At 61.1% G+C, this 17,975-nt stretch carries 20 protein-coding genes; 8 read left to right on the top strand and 12 right to left on the bottom strand.

Going from position 1 to position 17,975, the window contains the following annotated elements:
* A complete protein-coding gene (gene cysD, locus LOY67_RS04320) occupies positions 1 to 918 on the bottom strand; it encodes a sulfate adenylyltransferase subunit CysD (protein ID WP_024777503.1) in 918 nt (305 codons plus the stop codon).
* Positions 919 to 1,169: 251 nt separating this feature from the next.
* Positions 1,170 to 1,928, bottom strand: coding sequence for a Nif3-like dinuclear metal center hexameric protein (locus tag LOY67_RS04315; protein WP_265066087.1), 759 nt, complete (start codon positions 1,926 to 1,928; stop codon positions 1,170 to 1,172).
* 104 nt (positions 1,929 to 2,032) lie between these two features.
* On the opposite strand from LOY67_RS04315, the gene algW reads away from it, so the two are divergent.
* The 3 genes from algW to LOY67_RS04300 all read left to right on the top strand — a co-directional run bounded on the left by algW (position 2,033) and on the right by LOY67_RS04300 (position 6,142).
* Positions 2,033 to 3,193, top strand: coding sequence for a Do family serine endopeptidase AlgW (algW, locus tag LOY67_RS04310; protein WP_024777501.1), 1,161 nt, complete (start codon positions 2,033 to 2,035; stop codon positions 3,191 to 3,193).
* A 109-nt stretch (positions 3,194 to 3,302) separates the two neighbouring features.
* A complete protein-coding gene (locus LOY67_RS04305; RefSeq protein WP_265066086.1) occupies positions 3,303 to 5,408 on the top strand; it encodes a TonB-dependent siderophore receptor in 2,106 nt (701 codons plus the stop codon).
* Between the two features lie 14 nt (positions 5,409 to 5,422).
* A complete protein-coding gene (locus tag LOY67_RS04300; RefSeq protein ID WP_265066085.1) occupies positions 5,423 to 6,142 on the top strand; it encodes a DUF4198 domain-containing protein in 720 nt (239 codons plus the stop codon).
* 186 nt (positions 6,143 to 6,328) lie between these two features.
* Here the strand turns inward: LOY67_RS04300 and hisC are convergent, their stop codons facing one another.
* The 10 genes from hisC to LOY67_RS04250 form a co-directional block, all read right to left on the bottom strand.
* Positions 6,329 to 7,381, bottom strand: a complete 1,053-nt coding sequence (hisC, locus tag LOY67_RS04295; RefSeq protein ID WP_265066084.1) for a histidinol-phosphate transaminase — start codon at positions 7,379 to 7,381, stop codon at positions 6,329 to 6,331.
* Position 7,382: 1 nt separating this feature from the next.
* Positions 7,383 to 8,720, bottom strand: a complete 1,338-nt coding sequence (gene hisD, locus LOY67_RS04290; RefSeq protein WP_265066083.1) for a histidinol dehydrogenase — start codon at positions 8,718 to 8,720, stop codon at positions 7,383 to 7,385.
* Positions 8,721 to 8,842: 122 nt separating this feature from the next.
* A complete protein-coding gene (gene hisG, locus LOY67_RS04285; RefSeq protein ID WP_265066082.1) occupies positions 8,843 to 9,478 on the bottom strand; it encodes an ATP phosphoribosyltransferase in 636 nt (211 codons plus the stop codon).
* Between the two features lie 128 nt (positions 9,479 to 9,606).
* The gene (murA, locus tag LOY67_RS04280; RefSeq protein WP_265066081.1) at positions 9,607 to 10,872 is read right to left on the bottom strand and encodes a UDP-N-acetylglucosamine 1-carboxyvinyltransferase; all 1,266 of its coding nucleotides are present in this window, start codon (positions 10,870 to 10,872) and stop codon (positions 9,607 to 9,609) included.
* Positions 10,873 to 10,894: 22 nt separating this feature from the next.
* Positions 10,895 to 11,134 carry a BolA family protein gene (locus LOY67_RS04275; RefSeq protein ID WP_041020861.1) on the bottom strand — a complete coding sequence of 80 codons (240 nt, stop codon included), beginning with the start codon at positions 11,132 to 11,134 and terminating at the stop codon, positions 10,895 to 10,897.
* Between the two features lie 104 nt (positions 11,135 to 11,238).
* On the bottom strand, positions 11,239 to 11,556 hold the full coding sequence (locus tag LOY67_RS04270; RefSeq protein ID WP_265066080.1) for a lipid asymmetry maintenance protein MlaB: 318 nt from the start codon (positions 11,554 to 11,556) through the stop codon (positions 11,239 to 11,241).
* The gene (locus LOY67_RS04265) at positions 11,553 to 12,206 is read right to left on the bottom strand and encodes a phospholipid-binding protein MlaC (RefSeq protein ID WP_265066079.1); all 654 of its coding nucleotides are present in this window, start codon (positions 12,204 to 12,206) and stop codon (positions 11,553 to 11,555) included. Before LOY67_RS04265 ends, LOY67_RS04270 begins: the two co-directional genes overlap by 4 nt.
* A gap of 11 nt (positions 12,207 to 12,217) precedes the next feature.
* Positions 12,218 to 12,685, bottom strand: coding sequence for an outer membrane lipid asymmetry maintenance protein MlaD (gene mlaD, locus LOY67_RS04260; RefSeq protein WP_041020863.1), 468 nt, complete (start codon positions 12,683 to 12,685; stop codon positions 12,218 to 12,220).
* On the bottom strand, positions 12,685 to 13,482 hold the full coding sequence (gene mlaE, locus LOY67_RS04255; RefSeq protein ID WP_047699547.1) for a lipid asymmetry maintenance ABC transporter permease subunit MlaE: 798 nt from the start codon (positions 13,480 to 13,482) through the stop codon (positions 12,685 to 12,687). The genes mlaD and mlaE overlap by 1 nt, the downstream gene beginning before the upstream one ends.
* Positions 13,482 to 14,291 (bottom strand): ATP-binding cassette domain-containing protein, encoded by an 810-nt coding sequence (locus LOY67_RS04250; RefSeq protein WP_265066078.1) that lies wholly within the window; start codon positions 14,289 to 14,291, stop codon positions 13,482 to 13,484. Before LOY67_RS04250 ends, mlaE begins: the two co-directional genes overlap by 1 nt.
* Positions 14,292 to 14,564: 273 nt before the next feature.
* Here LOY67_RS04250 and LOY67_RS04245 point away from each other — a divergent pair, with 273 nt between their 5' ends.
* The 5 genes from LOY67_RS04245 to lptB are packed head-to-tail and all read left to right on the top strand — an operon-like array spanning position 14,565 to position 17,901.
* Positions 14,565 to 15,539 carry a KpsF/GutQ family sugar-phosphate isomerase gene (locus LOY67_RS04245; RefSeq protein WP_265066077.1) on the top strand — a complete coding sequence of 325 codons (975 nt, stop codon included), beginning with the start codon at positions 14,565 to 14,567 and terminating at the stop codon, positions 15,537 to 15,539.
* Positions 15,540 to 16,064 carry a KdsC family phosphatase gene (locus tag LOY67_RS04240; protein ID WP_041020867.1) on the top strand — a complete coding sequence of 175 codons (525 nt, stop codon included), beginning with the start codon at positions 15,540 to 15,542 and terminating at the stop codon, positions 16,062 to 16,064.
* 7 nt (positions 16,065 to 16,071) lie between these two features.
* Positions 16,072 to 16,644, top strand: coding sequence for an LPS export ABC transporter periplasmic protein LptC (lptC, locus tag LOY67_RS04235; RefSeq protein WP_265066076.1), 573 nt, complete (start codon positions 16,072 to 16,074; stop codon positions 16,642 to 16,644).
* Positions 16,631 to 17,176, top strand: a complete 546-nt coding sequence (gene lptA, locus LOY67_RS04230; protein WP_265066075.1) for a lipopolysaccharide transport periplasmic protein LptA — start codon at positions 16,631 to 16,633, stop codon at positions 17,174 to 17,176. The genes lptC and lptA overlap by 14 nt, the downstream gene beginning before the upstream one ends.
* Entirely contained in the window at positions 17,176 to 17,901 is a 726-nt protein-coding gene (lptB, locus tag LOY67_RS04225) for an LPS export ABC transporter ATP-binding protein (RefSeq protein ID WP_047228667.1), read from the top strand. The genes lptA and lptB overlap by 1 nt, the downstream gene beginning before the upstream one ends.
* Positions 17,902 to 17,975: the final 74 nt, after the last annotated feature.

The following is a 17,975-nucleotide window of genomic DNA, read 5'->3' as shown; positions in this document are numbered from 1 at the left end:
TTAGAAATAACCCTGACGTTTTTTGTCTTCCATGGAGCCGGCGCCATCGTGGTCGATGACCCGGCCCTGGCGCTCGGAAGTTCGCGTCAGGAGCATTTCCTGAATGATGTCCGTCAGGCTCTCGGCCTCGGACTCCACCGCGCCCGTCAACGGGTAGCAGCCAAGGGTACGGAAACGCACTTTCTTCTTGACGATGCGGGCCTTCTCTTCCTCGGACAGGTGCTCGAGGATGCGCTCGTCGTCGATCATGATCAGCGTGCCGTTCTTCTCGATCACTTCACGCTCGGCGGCGAAGTACAGCGGCACGATCGGGATGCCTTCGAGGTAGATGTACTGCCAGATGTCCAGTTCGGTCCAGTTCGACAACGGGAATACCCGGATCGACTCGCCCTTGTTGACCTTGCCGTTGTAGACGTTCCACAGCTCCGGGCGCTGGTTCTTCGGGTCCCAGCGGTGCTTGCTGTCACGGAACGAATACACGCGCTCCTTGGCGCGGGACTTCTCTTCATCGCGACGGGCACCGCCGAACGCAGCATCGAAACCATGCTTGTCCAGGGCCTGCTTCAGGCCTTCGGTCTTCATGATGTCGGTGTGCTTGGCACTGCCGTGGGTGAAGGGGTTGATGCCTTGCGCCACACCGTCCGGGTTCACGTGAGTGATCAGGTCCAGGCCCATTTCCTCGACCATGCGATCGCGGAACTTGTACATTTCCTGGAATTTCCAGCGGGTGTCGACGTGCATCACCGGAAACGGCAGCTTGCCGGGGAAGAACGCCTTGCGTGCCAGGTGCAGCATCACGGCGGAGTCTTTACCGATGGAGTACAGCATCACCGGGTTGTCGAACTCGGCGGCCACCTCGCGGATGATGTGGATGCTTTCCGCCTCCAGCTGTTTCAGATGCGTCAGTTTGTCGACCATGGCTACTCACGAAAACTTTCTTATGAACGGCCAGCGGGCCGTGTTCGAGCGAAGAATCCTAGCACAGCGACCTCTTCTAATCAGGGCGCCAACTAGATCGAAACAGCATATGGATATGCCTGGTGGTTCGGCCATCGCAATACCCCTTGTGGGAGCGAGCCTGCTCGCGATGGCGGTGTATCAGCTAGCAAAGTGAAGACTGGCCCACCGCTATCGCGAGCAGGCTCGCTCCCACAGGAACTCCAAGCCACTCAAATCGGATTCGGGCAATCGATGAAGATGTGTTCCAGGGCAAACCGTCGCGCCAGGTAATCGCCCAGCGCCTGTACGCCATAGCGTTCGGTCGCATGATGGCCGGCGGCGATGAAGCTGATGCCGTTTTCCCGGGCACTGTGGAAAGTCTGCTCCGACGCTTCGCCGCTAAGGTACAGGTCAACCCCGGCCGCCACCGCCTGATCGATATAGCCCTGGCCACCGCCGGTGCACCAGCCGACCCGGCGGATCATCTGCTGGCCTTCGATCAGCAACGGCTCGCGGCCCATGACTTCCTGGACCTTGCGGGCGAAATCCCGAGGGGTCATCGGTTCGGACAAGGAGCCGACCAGGCCGACGATCTTGGGGTTTTCCGGGTCCAACGGCCCTTCGACGGTGATGTCCAGTTGCCGGGCCAATTGCACGTTATTGCCGACCTCAGGGTGCAGGTCCAGCGGCAGATGGTAGGCCAGCAGGCTGATGTCGTGCTTGAGCAGGGTTTTCAGGCGACGCTGCTTCATCCCGGTGATGCATGGGTTCTCGCCCTTCCAGAAATAACCGTGGTGCACCAGCACCAGGTCGGCATCGGCTTCCACGGCGGCGTCGAGTAACGCCTGGCTGGCGGTCACGCCGCTGACGATGCGCATCACCTGGGGTGCGCCTTCGACTTGCAGGCCATTTGGGCAGTAATCGGCAATCCGGCTGCTTGTCAGGTAACGGTCCGCTTCTTCAACCAGGGTGCTCAGGGCTACGGCCATGAAAAGACTCCTAAATATCCCGTTCCGAGGCGCGCGCGGCCTCGTATAATGCGCGACATTATGGGCGGTCTCATTCCGCCTGCAACTTTTGTGGGACGTGATAGATGCTCAAGGCGCTGCGTTTTTCCGGCTGGCCGCTGTTGGCCGGCGTGCTTGTCGCACTACTGATTATCCAGCGTTACCCGGAATGGGTTGGCCTGCCGAGCCTTGATGTCAATCTGCAGCAGGCACCGCAGAGCAAGGCATTGCTGCAGGGGCCCGTCTCCTATGCCGACGCCGTGACCATCGCCGCCCCGGCCGTGGTCAACCTGTACACCACCAAAGTCATCAACAAACCCAGTCATCCGCTGTTCGAAGACCCGCAGTTCCGACGCTTCTTCGGCGACAACTCGCCCAAGCAGAAACGCATGGAATCGAGCCTGGGTTCGGGCGTGATCATGAGCCCGGAAGGCTATCTGCTGACCAACAACCACGTCACCAGCGGTGCCGACCAGATCGTGGTAGCCCTCAAGGATGGCCGCGAAACCCTGGCCCGGGTGATCGGCAGCGACCCGGAAACCGATCTCGCGGTATTGAAGATCGACCTCAAGAATCTGCCAGCGATCACCATCGGCCGCTCCGACAGCATCCGCATCGGTGACGTCGCCCTCGCCATCGGCAACCCCTTCGGCGTCGGCCAGACCGTGACCATGGGCATCATCAGTGCCACCGGGCGCAACCAGTTGGGTTTGAACAACTACGAAGACTTCATCCAGACCGACGCCGCGATCAACCCCGGCAACTCCGGCGGCGCGCTGGTGGATGCCAACGGCAACCTCACCGGGATCAACACGGCGATCTTCTCCAAGTCCGGCGGCAGCCAGGGCATCGGCTTCGCCATTCCGGTGAAACTGGCGATGGAAGTGATGAAGTCCATCATCGAGCATGGCCAGGTGATTCGTGGCTGGCTGGGCATTGAAGTGCAGCCGCTGACCCAGGAACTGGCAGAGTCCTTCGGTTTGTCCGGCCGGCCTGGCATCGTGGTGGCGGGGATTTTCCGCGATGGCCCGGCCCAGAAGGCCGGCCTGCAACTGGGTGATGTGATCCTGAGCATCGACGGTGAACCGGCCGGCGATGGTCGCCGCTCGATGAACCAGGTCGCGCGGATCAAGCCCACCGACAAAGTCACCATCCAGGTGATGCGCAACGGCAAGGAGCTCAAGCTCACCGCCGAAATCGGCCTGCGCCCACCGCCCGCGCCGGTGGCGGTCAAAGAAGAGCAATAACCGCCACAAAAGCCTGACTGTCTGAAAATTTAATGAGAAGCCACAGATAGCATAAATTCTCATTAGTAGTGTTATATTGTTTCAATTATAAAAATTGGAACAACATAACATGTCATCCCTAAAACGGATTTCCCTCGCCAGCCTGGCCTTGGGCCTGCTGGGCGATCCGGCCTTTGCCGAAGAACCCCAGCCCCTGGAACTGGACGCCATCAGCGTCACGTCCGACTACGAGTCCCCCACCGGACCGGTGAAGGGCTATCGTGCGACCCGCTCCGCCAGCGCGACCAAAACCGACACAGCCCTGCGGGACATACCCCAATCGATCAGCGTAATCCCGGCTGACGTTCTCAAGGACCTGGGCAGCACCAGCGTCGAACGCGCACTGGAATTTGCCGGCGGCGTATCGAAACAGAACAACTTCGGCGGCCTGACGCTCTACGAATACAGCGTGCGCGGCTTCACGACGTCGGAGTTCTACAAGGACGGTTTCAGCGCCAACCGTGGCTACCCGAGTACGCCGGACGCCGCCAACATCGAACGCATCGAGGTATTGAAGGGGCCGGCGGCCAGCCTCTATGGGCGAGGCGACCCAGGCGGCACGGTCAATATCGTCACCAAGAAACCCCAGCCCGAAGCCTTTACCACCCTGCAGACCAGCGCCGGCAGCTGGGACCGCTACCGCACCGCGCTGGACGTCAATACACCCCTGGATGCCGAAGGCACGCTGTTGTCGAGGGTGAACCTGGCGGTGGAGGACAACCACAGTTTTCGCGATCACGTCGACAGCCAGCGGGTATTCGTGGCGCCCTCCATCAGTTGGCAACTGAGCCCCGACACGCGCCTGCTGGTGGAGAGCGAAATCGTACGCCACAGCTCGACGTTCGACCGTGGCATCGTCGCGCCGAACAATCGCTGGGGCGGCGTGTCCCGCTCGACCTTCCTGGGTGAGCCCAACGACGGTGACATCGACAACCACAACAACATGCTCCAGGCCGCCCTCGAGCATCAGCTCAACGACACTTGGCAACTGCGCCTGGCCAGCCATTACAAGCAAGGCGAACTCTGGGGTTTCGCTTCCGAAGCGCGTCCGCTGAATGCCGACGGCCACACCGTCAACCGCCGCTACCGCGAACGCGACAACGACTGGCATGACAGCATCACCCAGTTGGAACTGCGCGGTCTGTTCGACTGGGGCCCATGGCAACACGAACTGCTGGTCGGCAGCGAATACGAGGATTACCGCAAGAACGAACGCGTCACCACTATCACCGGCGGCAGCTATCCCATCGACATCTACCAACCGATCTACGGTCAGCCCAAACCCGACGGGCTGCGTATCGGCACGGATTTCTTCGAGCACGTGCAAAGCCGAGCGCTGAACCTCCAGGACCAGATCATCTTCACCGACAAGCTTCGCGGCATGCTTGGCGTGCGCTACGAACATTTCGAGCAGAGTATCGATGATCACACTACGCAACTCACCAGCCGCCAACGCCACGATGCCCTGACGCAACGGGCCGGCCTGCTGTACCAACTGACGCCTGAAGTCGGGCTGTTCGCCAACGCGTCCACCTCGTTCAAGCCCAACAACGGCCTGGATGCCGGCGGCAAGACCTTCGACCCGGAGGAAGGCGTCGGCTATGAAGTCGGGATCAAGAACGAGCTGTTCGACGATCGCCTGAGCACCACCCTGGCGGCGTTCCATATCGAGAAGGAAAACGTCCTGGCGCTGGACCCAGCCACCAACACCAGCCGCGCCATGGGCAAGGCCCGTAGCCAGGGGATCGATCTGCAGGTCAGCGGACAGTTGACCGACGCCATCCGCGTGATCGGCGCCTTCGCCTACATCGACGCCAAGGTGACCGAGGGTGACACGACCATCCCCACGGGCAGCCGGATCCTCGGCGTGGCCAAGCACAGCGGCAGCCTGCTGGGCGTCTATGAGTTCCAGGACGGACATTTGCGCGGCTCGGATGTCGGCGCGGCGTTCACTTACGTAGGGGACCGTTCGGGCGAAGCCGGCAAGGATTTCGAGCTGCCGGCTTACCACACCGTGGATCTGCTGGCTCATTACAAGGCCAGCGAGAACGTCACCGTGGGCCTGAACCTGAACAACGTCTTCGATGAAAAATACTACGAGCGCTCTTACAGCAGTTACTGGGTCAATCCCGGCGAGCCGCGCAACTTCACTGTCAGTCTCACCCTCGATCTATAAGAAGGAAAATCGGCATGAAATACCCCAAGACACTCGCCCTTCTCGGCCTGCTCCTGGCGACACAAGCCTCGGCCCACGGTTTGTGGACCGAACAACGGCGCGGCAACATTGAGGTGATCTACGGCCATGGCGCCGAAGACAATGCATTCAAGGCACAGAAAATCAGTGGGGCCTGGGCCTATGACCTGGGCGGCAAGATGATTCCCGTCACGGTGCAGCGCTTGCCCGACCACGCGCGTCTGCAACCGCTCAAGCCAGCGGCCGTGCTGGCGGTGGCGCTGGATAATGGCATGTGGTCCCAGACCGCCGACAAGAAGTGGATCAACGAAGGCCGCAGTAAAGTGCCCGGCGCGATCGAATCGACCCACACCTTCAAGTACAGCCTGGCGATCTACGAGCCCGGAGCGAAGCTGCCAAAGCTGGACCCGATCAAGTTCCTGATCCTGCCGGAGATCGACCCGCTGACCGTAGGTCCCGGCCAGTCACTGCCGGTACGGGTGCTGCTGGATGGCAAGCCCGCGGCCGGTGTAAAACTGGTGGGCGACTACCGCAGCGCACCGAACACCGTATCCACTGAAACCGACGCCGACGGCCGGGCCCAGGTACTGGTACGCAATGAAGGCTTGAACGTCATCGCCGCACAGATGGAAATACCGCTCAAGGACGACAAGGACGTGGCGACCCGTGGTGTGTTTACCTCGCTGACATTCCTGGGCGAGCCGCATCACGAATGAAGCCTTGATACACACCCTGTGGGAGCGAGCCTGCTCGCGATAGCGGTGGGTCAGCAACATAGACGTTAGCTGACAGTACGCCAGCGCGAGCAGGCTCCCACAGGGGATTTGCAGCGCACTCAAATCCTTTGAACACACGAAAACACTGTGGGAGCGGGCTTGCTCCCACAGGGCCGACTTAGGGCTTTAGAGTTCGCCGAGGGCGTCGATCAGCGCCTGGTTCTGCTCCGGTGTGCCAATGCTGATCCGCAGGAACTGGGCAATCCGCTCCTGTTTGAAGTGCCGCACGATCACGCCCTGTTCCCGCAGTTTCGCCGCCAGCCCCGCCGCATCATGCCGGGGGTGACGGGCGAAGATGAAGTTGGCCGCCGAAGGCAATACCTCAAAACCCTTGGCCTCCAGTTGCGCCACCACCCACTCGCGGTGCTCGATGACCAACCGGCAGGTCTGCTGGAAATACTCGCGGTCGTCGAACGCCGCCGCGCCCCCGACATTTGCCAGGCGATCCAGCGGGTAGGAGTTGAAGCTGTTCTTGATCCGCTCCAGTGCTTCGATCAGGTCCGGATGGCCCACCGCCAAGCCCACTCGCAACCCCGCCAACGAGCGGGACTTGGACAGGGTCTGGGTGACCAGCAGGTTCGGATAACGGTCCACCAGACTGATGGCCGTCTCGCCGCCGAAGTCGATATAGGCCTCATCGACCACCACCACCGACTCCGGGTTGGCCTTGAGAATCTGCTCCACCGCGTCCAGTGCCAGCAGGCAGCCGGTCGGGGCGTTCGGGTTGGGGAAAATGATCCCGCCGTTCGGCTTGGCATAGTCCGCCGGATCGATCCGGAACTGTTCGTCCAGGGGCACCGCATCGAACGGGATGCCATACAGCCCGCAGTACACCGGATAGAAGCTGTAGCTGATGTCCGGGAACAGGATCGGCTGGTCGTGTTGCAGCAGGCCGTGAAAGATGTGCGCCAGCACTTCGTCCGAACCGTTGCCGAGGAACACCTGGTTCCCCCGCACGCCGTAATACCGGGCCACGGCGTTCTTCAGTAGATCGCTGTTGGGGTCCGGGTACAAACGCAGATTGTCGTTCAGTTCGGTCTGCATCGCCGCGAGGGCCTTGGGCGACGGGCCGTAGGGGTTCTCGTTGGTGTTGAGCTTGACCAGCCGGGTCAGCTTCGGCTGTTCGCCCGGCACATAGGGCACCAGGTTCTTGACGAACGGGCTCCAGAATTTACTCATTTCAGTTTCCCTGCCCTTCAATGGAGGACTCATCAAGAATGCGGTACTCGGCGCTACGGGCGTGGGCACTCAGCGATTCGCCACGGGCCAGCACCGAAGCGGTCTTGCCCAGTTCGGACGCACCCTGCTCGGAGCAGAAGATGATCGACGAACGTTTCTGGAAGTCATACACCCCCAACGGCGACGAGAACCGCGCGGTGCCGGAAGTCGGCAATACGTGGTTGGGACCGGCGCAGTAGTCGCCCAGGGCCTCGCTGGTGTGGCGGCCCATGAAAATCGCACCGGCATGACGGATCTGCGGCAACCAGGCCTGCGGATCGGCGACCGACAATTCCAGGTGCTCCGGCGCGATGCGGTTGGCGACCTCGATCGCCTGTTCCATGTCAGCGACCTTGATCAGCGCACCACGGCCATTGATCGAAGTGTTGATGATTTCGGCGCGATCCATGGTTGGCAACAGCTTGTCGATGCTGGCGGCGACCTTGTCGAGGAATTCGGCATCCGGGCTGACCAGGATTGCCTGGGCGTCTTCGTCGTGCTCGGCTTGGGAAAACAGGTCCATGGCAATCCAGTCCGGATCGGTCTGGCCGTCACACACCACGAGGATCTCCGAAGGGCCGGCGATCATGTCGATACCGACCTGGCCGAACACGTGACGCTTGGCGGTGGCGACATAGATGTTGCCCGGCCCGACCACCTTGTCGACCCTCGGCACGCTTTCGGTGCCATAGGCCAACGCAGCCACGGCCTGGGCGCCACCAATGGTGAACACCCGATCCACGCCGGCGATGCAGGCGGCAGCCAGCACCAGCTCGTTGATTTCACCCCGCGGGGTCGGCACGACCATGACCACTTCGGCAACGCCGGCAACCTTGGCCGGAATCGCGTTCATCAACACCGAGGATGGATAGGACGCCTTGCCACCCGGCACGTACAGGCCGGCACGGTCCAGTGGCGTGACCTTCTGGCCCAGCACCGTGCCGTCGGCTTCGGTGTAGCTCCAGGAGTCCTGTTTCTGTTTTTCGTGATAGCTGCGCACCCGGGAGGCGGCTTTTTCCAGGGCTTCGCGCTGGGGCATGGTGATCCGAGTCAGGGCCAGCTCCAGGCGCTCGCGCGGCAGGATCAGGTCGGCCATGGACGCCGCTTGCAGGCCGTCGAATTTCTGGGTGAATTCCACCAGGGCTGCATCGCCACGCTCGCGCACGGCCTTGATGATATCCAGCACCCGCTGATTGACCGAGTCGTCAGACACACTTTCCCAGCTCAGCAGATGATCCAGATGATGTGCGAAATCCGGATCGGCAGCGTTGAGTCGGCGAATCGAAGTGGGAGCGGTCATAGCGAGGGCCTCATTAATGGCAAATGCTCAGGCGCCCTAAGCTACCAGTCCATTCGCGTGGGCACCTGAGAAAATTGGCTATGACACGGATAGACGGGCGCGACCGCAGTCGCGCAGGTGTATCAGCCGCGGTGTCGCGATTCCACTGCGTTGCGCAGGGTATCGATCAAAGCCTGGATGCGGGCGTGCTGCATTTTCATCGACGCCTTGTTGACGATCAGCCGGGAGCTGATGTCCGCGATGAAATCCTGGGGTTCCAGGCCGTTGGCCCGCAGGGTATTGCCGGTGTCGACGACATCGATGATCTTGTCCGCCAGGCCGATCAGCGGCGCCAGCTCCATCGAACCGTACAACTTGATGATATCGACCTGACGGCCCTGCTCGGCGTAGTAACGCTTGGCAACGTTGACGAACTTGGTCGCCACCCGCAGGCGCCCCTTGGGCTCAAGCGCGCCGACCTTGCCGGCGGTCATCAGCTTGCACCGGGCGATCCGCAGGTCCAGAGGCTCGTACAAACCCTGGCCGCCATATTCCATCAGCACGTCCTTACCGGCAACACCGAGGTCGGCGGCGCCATGTTCAACGTAAGTCGGCACATCGGTGGCACGCACGATCAGCAAGCGCACATCGGCCTGGGTCGTGGGGATGATCAGCTTGCGGCTCTTGTCCGGATTCTCGGTCGGCACGATGCCCGCTTCAGCCAGAAGCGGCAGGGTGTCGTCAAGGATGCGGCCCTTGGACAGTGCGATGGTCAACATGGGAAACGTCAGTCCTTATCAAGGTACACATGCCCGGTCGCAAGCGGCGCCGGACACACATCGAGAACGCGACATCCTCGATCTGTAACGAAATCAACGGGCGCATCCCTGCGCCCATGCAGCAACAACTAGCCTGGTACGCGGCGGATCTTCGCGCCGAGCATCTGCAGCTTCTCTTCGATGCATTCGTAGCCACGGTCGATGTGGTAGATACGGTCGATCAGCGTGTCGCCTTCGGCAATCAGGGCCGAGATCACCAGGCTGGCCGAGGCCCGCAGGTCGGTGGCCATCACTGGTGCGCCCTTGAGCTTCTCGGTGCCGGTGACGATGGCGGTGTTGCCTTCGACCTGGATCTTGGCGCCCATGCGGTGCAATTCGTAGACGTGCATGAAACGGTTTTCGAAGATCGTCTCGATCACCGCGCCGGTGCCTTCGGCAATGGCGTTGAGGGAGATGAACTGCGCCTGCATGTCCGTCGGGAACGCCGGGTATGGCGCGGTCCGCACGTTGACAGCCTTGGGCCGCTTGCCGTGCATGTTGACTTCGATCCAGTCTTCGCCGCAGGTGACTTCAGCACCGGCTTCCTTGAGTTTCTCCAGGACGGCTTCAAGGATGGTCGGATCGGTGTCCTTGACCTTGACGCGACCACCGGTGACGGCAGCAGCGACCAGGTAGGTACCGGTTTCGATCCGGTCCGGCATCACTTTGTAAGTGGCCGAATGCAGGCGCTCGACGCCATCGATGGTGATGGTGTCGGTACCGGCACCACTGATCTTGGCGCCCATGGCGATCAGGAAGTTCGCCAGATCCACCACTTCAGGCTCGCGGGCAGCGTTTTGCAGCACACTGCGGCCCTTGGCCAGTGCAGCGGCCATCATGATGTTCTCGGTACCGGTCACGCTGACGGTGTCGAAGAAGAAATGAGCGCCGCGCAGGCCACCTTCAGGCGCCTTGGCCTTGATGTAGCCGCCTTCGACGTCGATGATCGCACCCATGGCTTCCAGGCCACGGATGTGCAGGTCCACCGGACGCGAGCCAATGGCGCAACCGCCAGGCAAGGCGACTTCGGCTTCACCGAAACGGGCAACCATCGGGCCCAGCACCAGGATCGACGCACGCATGGTTTTCACCAGTTCATACGGAGCGACCAGGGTCTTGATGGTGCGCGGATCGATCTCGACGCTGAGTTTCTCGTCGATCACCGGCTCGATGCCCATGCGACCGAACAGCTCGATCATTGTGGTGATGTCATGCAGGTGCGGCAGGTTGGCCACGGTCACCGGGCCATCGCACAGCAAGGTCGCGGCCAGGATCGGCAGGGCCGAGTTCTTCGCCCCGGAAATACGGATCTCGCCATCAAGACGAACGCCGCCGGTAATAATCAGTTTATCCATAAGAATCTCGACGCCCTTGGGCTCAGGTGCGCTCGGCCCAGGCCGCGCTGCTGAAAAATTTCATCGTGACCGCGTGGATGCTGCCATCGGCAATCCATGGGTTCAAATGGGCATAGATGCTCTGCTGACGCTTCACTGGGCTCAACGCCACCAGTTCATCGCTGATCACGTTCAGCTGGAAGTTGCAGCCTTCGCCTTCAACTTCCACCTTCGTACCAGGCAGCTTTCCTTCAAGGAAGCTCTTCACTTCTACAGCCTGCATGCTCAACCTCAATCGGCGCCCTGTGCGCACGGGTCGCACATCATACAAAAAAGCCCCGCGCCTGCGAACCCCGCGAAGCAGGACTCTGACGGGGGGGCTGTGGGTCAGGAATGCACCAACAACTCGGTCAGTTCGCTGACCTGGGCTATTTCGCGCATGTCTTCGGGCATTCCACGGATGCTCCACGCCTTGCCGGCCGCCTTGGCGTCCCGCATGAAGCACAGCAGCAGCGACAGTCCGACACTGCTGGACTTCTGCACCGCCGAACAGTCGATGACCAGCTCGGCCGCACTGACGGACCTGATCAGCGCCTGACCCTGCTTGCGCAGGGCCGGGCCGGTGCGATAGTCCAGCACGCCGCTGAGCAACAACTCGCCGGCCTCGCCCAGACGAACGGCCGACTCACTCGCCGACGCACTCATTGTTCCTGCTTCTCCTTGGCTTGCTCGGTCACTTCCTTGGCCTTGGCGACTTCGCCGGCCCAGCCATCGATGGTCTTGTCCAGGTCATTGCCATTGCGCTGCATCGCATCGGCGAACTGGTCGCGGAACAACTTGCCGATGTTGATGCCGTTGATGATCACGTTGCGCACTTTCCACTCGCCGTTCAACTGCTCGAGTGTGTAGGAGACGGGATAGATCGCGCCGTTGTTACCCTTGACCTGCATGTCGACGCTGGTACGGGTACCGCTTTCATCCTTGGCCGGCCCAACGGTGATGCCCTGGTTGTTGTATTCGAGCAGGGCGTTGCCGTAGAACTGCATCAGGCTGCGCTTGAAGTTTTCCTGGAAGCGGGTCATCTGCGCTGGGGTTGCCTTGCGCGAGTACTTGACCGTCATGATGCTGCGGGAGATGCCATCGGCGTCCACCACCGGACCGACAATGCCGTTCAGCGCGTCATAGAACGCGCTTGGGTCCTGCTTGTATTTCTCCTTGTTGGCGGCAAGGTCTGCCAGCAACCGGGTCGTGGTGTCCTGGATGATGTCGTGCGCCGAAGGCGCTGCCAGGGCATTGGTCATCAGCGGCAGGGCTGCCAGCAGGACCAACAGGCTGCGTCGCAAGATAGAGATCATCGAAAGGCTCCTTATTTGGCGTCTTTGCTAACGGTATTGAGCAGGAATTTCCCGATCAGGTCCTCGAGCACCAGCGACGACTGCGTGTCGTGGATGGTCCCACCGTCCTTGAGCAGGGTTTCTTCCCCGCCCACGCTGATACCGATGTATTTCTCGCCCAGCAGCCCGGCGGTAAGGATAGATGCAGTGGAATCGGTCGGCAGGTTATCCACGCGCTTTTCCAGCTGCAGCGTCACCCGGCCGGTGAAGCTGTCGCGATCCAGATCGATTGCCGTGACCTTGCCGATGGTGACACCGGCCATGGTCACCTTGGCTCTGACCGTCAAACCGGCGATATTGTCAAAGTAAGCGTAAAGTTTATAAGTATCGGTGTTCGCGGTCGGCGCCAAGCCACTGACCCGCAAGGCCAGCAGCAACAAAGCCAGGATACCAGCCAGCAGGAAAAGGCCGACACCGATTTCCAGGGTGCGGTTTTGCATCAGAAATCTCCAAACATCAAGGCGGTCAGAATAAAGTCAAGGCCCAGGACCGCCAGCGAGGCGTACACCACGGTCTTGGTAGTGGCACGGCTGATCCCCTCAGACGTGGGCTCGCAGTCATAGCCTTGAAACACGGCGATCCAGGTCACCACGAAAGCGAATACGGCGCTCTTGATGACACCGTTGAGCACATCATCGAGAAAGTCGACGCTGTTCTGCATGTTGGACCAGTAGGAGCCTTCATAGACCCCCAGCCAGTCGACAGCCACCCATGAGCCACCCCAGATGCCGACGACGCTGAAGATGATCGCCAGCACCGGCAGGGAAATGAAGCCGGCCCACAGGCGCGGGGCAATGATGTACTTGAGCGGATCGACGCCGATCATCTCCAGGCTGGACAACTGCTCGGTAGACTTCATGTTACCGATTTCGGCCGTCAGCGCCGAACCGGCACGGCCGGCGAACAGCAATGCGGTCACCACCGGACCGAGCTCACGCAACAGCGTCAGCGAGACCATCTGCCCGACCGCCTGCTCCGAACCGTAGCTGGACAGGATGTTGAAGCCCTGCAACGCCAGCACCATGCCGATGAAAATCCCGGACACGACGATGATCACAAGGGACATCACCCCCACCGAATGCAGTTGCTTGACCAGCAGGCCAAAACCGCCGCCCGTGGCGTTGCGCCCCAGCAAGGCATGGGCCAGGAACAATGTGGAACGGCCCAGCACCGCCAGCACGTCGATGCCGGAACGGCCGAACAGGCGAATTCTTTCTATCAATGATTTCTTGCGCATCAGCGCTTCCCCAGCAGATCGGTACGGTAATCCGTGGCCGGAAAATGGAACGCCACCGGACCGTCCGGATCGCCCTTCATGAATTGGCGAATGCGCGGGTTGTCCGAAGCCTTCAACTCCTGGGGCGTACCCTGCCCCAATACCTGGCCATCGCCGACCACATAGATGTAGTCCGCGATGCTGGCGGTTTCGGCCAGGTCATGGGATACCACGATGCTGGTGATGCCCAGGGCATCGTTGAGCAGCCGGATCAGGCGCACCAGCACCCCCATGGCGATCGGGTCCTGCCCAACGAAGGGCTCGTCATACATGAGGATTTTCGGATCGAGGGCAATCGCCCGCGCCAGGGCGACCCGACGCTTCATGCCACCGGACAGCTCGTCCGGCATCAGATCGAGGGCGCCACGCAGCCCGACCGCCTGCAACTTGAGCAGGACGATGTCGCGGATCATCTCATCCGGCAAGTCGGTATGGACCCGTAGCGGGAATGCCACGTTCTCGAATACATCGAGATCGGTGAACAGCGCGCCGCTCTGGAACAGCACGCCCATATGCTTGCGCGCATCGAACAGGTCGCTGCGCGACAGCTTGGGAAGATTCTGGCCATTGACCCAGACTTCACCGGCACTCGGCCGCAACTGCGCGCCCATCAGGCGCAGCAGCGTGGTCTTTCCGCACCCGGAAGGCCCCATGATGCCGGTCACCTTGCCGCGCGGGATACAAATATCGATGTCATTGAAAATGCTGCGCGTCCCTCGCTTGAAGGACAACCCCTTCAGCTCGACCGCGTAGGCGTTGTCGGCACTCATCTAAACTCCTTGCGATGCAGCCTCACATCCGAATGCCCTGCCCAGCCGATAGCGTCGGTACCACCGGGCATCCGAACCGGCGGCGAACTATATCACTGCAACGGCCAAGCGCCCAAGGGCCACCCCCAACCCGTTAAGCCTGGCTTAAGGTAAATGAGTGCATTTATCCAGAACCTGGTGAGGTGTTTGCACAACGCATGACGAACTAACGTGAGGGAATTGTTCATTGCCGCTATAATCGCCGCCTTTTCATCGGGCTATACGATTTCTGACATGAGCCAATCCAGCGATCTGATTCAATCGGCACAACGTACCATCCGCCTCGAGCTCGAAGCCGTGCAAGGCTTGCTGCCCCATATCGACGCTGATTTCGTACGCGCCTGCGAGATGATTCTGGCCAGCAAAGGCCGCGTCGTGGTGGTCGGCATGGGCAAATCCGGGCACATCGGCAACAAGATCGCCGCGACCCTGGCCAGCACCGGCACCACGGCATTTTTCGTCCACCCGGCCGAAGCCAGCCACGGTGACATGGGCATGATTACCCAGGACGACATTATCCTGGCCCTGTCCAACTCCGGCTCCACCAACGAAATCATTACCCTGCTGCCGTTGATCAAGCGCCTGGGTATCCAGTTGATCAGCGTCACCGGCAACCCCGACTCGCCGCTGGCCAAGGCCGCCGAAGTGAACCTCAATGTTCACGTCGAGCACGAAGCCTGCCCGCTGAACCTGGCACCAACCTCTTCCACCACTGCGGCCCTGGTCATGGGCGACGCCCTGGCCGTGGCCCTGCTGGAAGCCAGGGGGTTCACCGCGGAGGATTTCGCCTTCTCCCACCCTGGTGGCGCCCTGGGCCGACGCCTGCTACTGAAGGTCGAGAACGTGATGCACGCCGGGGACGAGTTGCCGCAGGTGCAACGCGGCACGCTGCTCAAGGATGCACTCATGGAGATGACCCGCAAAGGCCTGGGCATGACGGTGGTCCTCGAGGCCGACGGCAAGCTCGCCGGGATCTTCACCGACGGCGACTTGCGTCGTACCTTGGACCGGACCATCGATGTACACAGTGCCACCATCGAGCAGGTCATGACGCCCCACGGCAAGACCGCCCGCGCCGAAATGCTCGCCGCCGAGGCCCTGAAAATCATGGAAGACCACAAGATCAGCGCCCTGGTGGTGGTCGATGCCGAAGACCGCCCGGTGGGCGCCCTGAACATGCACGACTTGCTGCGTGCGGGAGTCATGTAAATGAACGCAGACCTGCTGCAACGCGGTAAAACCATCAAGCTGGCCGTGTTCGACGTGGACGGCGTGCTGACCGACGGGCGCCTGTACTTCCTCGAGGATGGTAGCGAGTTCAAGACCTTCAATACCCTCGACGGCCAGGGCATCAAGATGCTGATGGCCGCCGGCGTGCAGACCGCTATCATCAGCGGCCGCAAAACCCCGGTGGTCGAACGGCGTGCGAAGAACCTTGGCATTCCCCACCTTTATCAAGGGCGCGAGGATAAACTGGTGGTCCTGGACGAACTCCTGGGCCAACTCAACCTGAGCTATGAACAGGTCGCCTACCTGGGTGACGACCTGCCGGACCTGCCGGTGATCCGCCGGGTTGGCCTGGGCATGGCAGTGGCCAACGCGGCCGGCTTCGTACGCGAGCACGCCCACGGCGTCACCACGGCGCGAGGCGGCGAAGGCGCGGCCCGTGAGTTCTGCGAATTGATCCTGCGCGCCCAGGGCCGCCTCGAAGCGGCCAACGCCGCGTACCTGTGAGCCATTTATGCTGAGCAAGAAGATTCGCACCATCCTGCTGTTCGCGTGCATCGCGGCGATTTTCGCGGCGGTGGGCTACTGGAACATCAGCCCCGAACGTTTTCTCGACCGCCCCGCCGCACAGGTCCAGGAAAACGACATCGACTGGTATGCGACCAACACACATACACTGCAATACCTGCCCGATGGCAAAGTGCAGTACGAAATGACGTCCGACAAGGTCGATCACGTCAAGGCCACCGACATTACGCTGGTCGCCAATCCGGACCTGAACATGTTCCGCGGCACGGAGTTCCCGTGGCATGTGCAGAGCAAGCGTGCTGAAGTCAAACCCGGCGGCACCGAAGTTGAACTGATCGACTCGGTACGCGTGGCACGCACCGATGAGAAGAACCGCACGACCATCATCACCAGCACTCGCATGACCGTGTTCCCGCAGCAACAATATGCGCAGACCGAGCAACCCGTTAGAATCGACGGCGCCGGTGGTGTATCGACCGGCACGGGCATGAAGGCGTATTTGAAGGAAAGCAGGATACACCTGCTATCGAACGTAAGAGGACAGTATGAAGCTCGCTAAAACCCTCCCTATTTTGCTCAGTCTGGGCGCAGCACTGGGAAGCGCGAGCGCCTGGTCCCTCCCCAACGACCGCGACCAGCCTATCCGCATCCAGGCTGACGATGCCCAATTGGACGACAAGAACGGTGTCGCCACCTATAAGGGCGATGTGATCATCACCCAGGGTTCGATGAAGGTCACCGGCAACACCGTGACCATCACCCGCACCCCGAACGGCGACATCGACGTGGTGACCTCGGTGGGCAACCTGGCCTATTTCGAGCAGTTGCAAACCGCCGGCGACACCAAGCCCGTACAGGGTTACGGCGTGACCATCCAGTATCACGCCTCCCAGGACCGCGTCGTGCTGATCGATCGCGCCAAGGTCATCGACAAGGACAACAACGTCACCCAGGGCGAAAAAATCGTCTACGACACGAACAAGAAACTCGCCAGCGCCGGTCGCGCCACCGGCAACAAGGTGACCGAGCAGCGCCCACGGATCGACATGGTCATCCAGCCGAAAAAGAAAACCGAGCAAAAGGCCCAGTAATGGCAACTCTGAAAGCCCAGCACCTGGCCAAGAGCTACAAGAGCCGTCAAGTCGTGCGCGATGTCAGCCTGTCGATCGACAGCGGGCAGATCGTCGGCCTGCTCGGCCCCAACGGCGCGGGCAAGACCACCTGCTTCTACATGATCGTCGGCCTGGTCCAGGCCGATCAGGGCCGCGTCCTGATCGACGACCTGGACGTCAGCCACCAGCCGATGCATGGCCGGGCAAAGGCCGGTATCGGCTATTTGCCGCAAGAGGCGTCGATCTTCCGCAAACTGTCGGTTGCCGACAACATCATGGCGATCCTCGAGACCCGCAAGGAACTCGACAAGGCCGGTCGTCGCCAGGAGCTGGAAAGCCTGCTGCAGGAATTCCACATCAGCCACATCCGCGACAACCTCGGCATGAGCCTGTCCGGTGGCGAACGACGCCGGGTGGAAATCGCCCGAGCCCTGGCCACTGCCCCGAAATTCATCCTCCTCGACGAACCGTTCGCCGGTGTGGATCCGATTTCGGTGGGTGACATCAAGCAGATCATTCACCATCTCAAGGCCAAGGGGATCGGTGTGCTGATCACCGACCACAACGTGCGCGAGACGCTGGACATCTGCGAAACCGCCTACATCGTCAATGACGGCCAATTGATCGCCGAGGGTGACTCCGCCACCATCCTGGCCAACGAACTGGTCAAGGAAGTGTATCTGGGCCACGAGTTCCGCCTGTAAGCGCGAAGTGTCTGGCAAATTGTCCCGGCGCCGCTAATTTAACTAAGGCAGCGCCCTGGGGCGCTCTCAGTGAA

Source organism: Pseudomonas sp. B21-056 (assembly GCF_026016325.1).
Lineage (GTDB): Bacteria > Pseudomonadota > Gammaproteobacteria > Pseudomonadales > Pseudomonadaceae > Aquipseudomonas.
The sequence above is the reverse complement of the archived record's forward strand: the minus strand, read 5'-3'. Positions and strand labels throughout refer to the sequence as shown.

Excerpts from the sequence above, each read along its gene's own strand:
- lptA (WP_265066075.1), top strand. The coding sequence starts at position 16,631 with ATGAAGCTCGCTAAAACCCTCCCTATTTTGCTCAGTCTGGGCGCAGCA.
- LOY67_RS04300 (WP_265066085.1), top strand. The coding sequence starts at position 5,423 with ATGAAATACCCCAAGACACTCGCCCTTCTCGGCCTGCTCCTGGCGACA.
- cysD (WP_024777503.1), bottom strand. The coding sequence starts at position 918 with ATGGTCGACAAACTGACGCATCTGAAACAGCTGGAGGCGGAAAGCATC.
- lptB (WP_047228667.1), top strand. The coding sequence starts at position 17,176 with ATGGCAACTCTGAAAGCCCAGCACCTGGCCAAGAGCTACAAGAGCCGT.
- LOY67_RS04275 (WP_041020861.1), bottom strand. The coding sequence starts at position 11,134 with ATGCAGGCTGTAGAAGTGAAGAGCTTCCTTGAAGGAAAGCTGCCTGGT.
- LOY67_RS04265 (WP_265066079.1), bottom strand. The coding sequence starts at position 12,206 with ATGATCTCTATCTTGCGACGCAGCCTGTTGGTCCTGCTGGCAGCCCTG.
- algW (WP_024777501.1), top strand. The coding sequence starts at position 2,033 with ATGCTCAAGGCGCTGCGTTTTTCCGGCTGGCCGCTGTTGGCCGGCGTG.
- mlaE (WP_047699547.1), bottom strand. The coding sequence starts at position 13,482 with ATGCGCAAGAAATCATTGATAGAAAGAATTCGCCTGTTCGGCCGTTCC.
- murA (WP_265066081.1), bottom strand. The coding sequence starts at position 10,872 with ATGGATAAACTGATTATTACCGGCGGCGTTCGTCTTGATGGCGAGATC.
- lptC (WP_265066076.1), top strand. The coding sequence starts at position 16,072 with ATGCTGAGCAAGAAGATTCGCACCATCCTGCTGTTCGCGTGCATCGCG.
- hisG (WP_265066082.1), bottom strand. The coding sequence starts at position 9,478 with ATGTTGACCATCGCACTGTCCAAGGGCCGCATCCTTGACGACACCCTG.
- LOY67_RS04315 (WP_265066087.1), bottom strand. The coding sequence starts at position 1,928 with ATGGCCGTAGCCCTGAGCACCCTGGTTGAAGAAGCGGACCGTTACCTG.
- LOY67_RS04250 (WP_265066078.1), bottom strand. The coding sequence starts at position 14,291 with ATGAGTGCCGACAACGCCTACGCGGTCGAGCTGAAGGGGTTGTCCTTC.
- hisD (WP_265066083.1), bottom strand. The coding sequence starts at position 8,720 with ATGACCGCTCCCACTTCGATTCGCCGACTCAACGCTGCCGATCCGGAT.
- mlaD (WP_041020863.1), bottom strand. The coding sequence starts at position 12,685 with ATGCAAAACCGCACCCTGGAAATCGGTGTCGGCCTTTTCCTGCTGGCT.
- hisC (WP_265066084.1), bottom strand. The coding sequence starts at position 7,381 with ATGAGTAAATTCTGGAGCCCGTTCGTCAAGAACCTGGTGCCCTATGTG.
- LOY67_RS04270 (WP_265066080.1), bottom strand. The coding sequence starts at position 11,556 with ATGAGTGCGTCGGCGAGTGAGTCGGCCGTTCGTCTGGGCGAGGCCGGC.
- LOY67_RS04305 (WP_265066086.1), top strand. The coding sequence starts at position 3,303 with ATGTCATCCCTAAAACGGATTTCCCTCGCCAGCCTGGCCTTGGGCCTG.
- LOY67_RS04245 (WP_265066077.1), top strand. The coding sequence starts at position 14,565 with ATGAGCCAATCCAGCGATCTGATTCAATCGGCACAACGTACCATCCGC.
- LOY67_RS04240 (WP_041020867.1), top strand. The coding sequence starts at position 15,540 with ATGAACGCAGACCTGCTGCAACGCGGTAAAACCATCAAGCTGGCCGTG.